The sequence below is a fragment of the Pseudomonas sp. P4_B4 genome (genome assembly GCF_056402255.1).
On record NZ_JBFUHS010000089.1, the window covers coordinates 1 to 704 of the forward strand.

General features: G+C 65.6%; 1 protein-coding gene. It reads left to right on the forward strand.

The genetic code is table 11. The annotated features are described in order from the left end of the window. Nucleotides 1-704, forward strand: a 704-nt coding sequence (gene vgrG, locus AC1DVE_RS31180) for a type VI secretion system tip protein VgrG (RefSeq protein ID WP_477784448.1), incomplete at both ends; no start/stop codon positions are given.

A 704-nucleotide genomic window follows, 5' to 3' on the forward strand; every position in this document is an offset into this window, starting at 1 on the left:
CACCGTCTATGGCCGCATYACCGCCTGCCAGCGCCTGTCCGGCTCAATCGACGAAGCCCGCTACGAAGTCAYCCTGCAACCGCGCCTGGCCCTGCTCGATCGCGGCCAGCAAACGCGGATCTATCAGCACCAGTCCGTGCCAGACATCGTCAAAAGCATTCTGCGCGACCGCCAYGGYCTGGACACCGGGCACTTTCGCTTCAACCTCAAGCGCGAGTACCCGCCGCGCGAGCAGGTGATGCAGTACCAGGAAAGCGACCTGGCTTTCATCAGTCGCATCCTGGCCGACGTCGGCATCTGGTACCGCTGCACCCAGCACGAAGAGCTCGCCTTCGACGTCGTCGAGTTCTGCGACGACCAGCGCTGCTACCAGTTCGACGTCGAGCTGCCGCTGCGCTCGCCCTCGGGCTTCAGCAACAGCGTCGAGGACAGCGTCTGGGCCCTGCAAACCCGGCATAAGGTGGTGGAACAGCAAGTTAGCGTGCGCGCCTATCACCCCGACGACAGCCGCGCCTACCTCGACGGCGAGGTCGACCAGACCCTCGGCGAGCCCGCCACCCACGGCGTGGCCACGACCCGCGGCGTCGCCGACAACACCTACGGCGACGCCTACCACTACGCCGAACCCTACCGCGTGCTCGGCAAGTCCCACCTGCGCGACGAAGACCTGCAAAGCGAAAGCGGCTTTTTCTATGCGCGCCTGC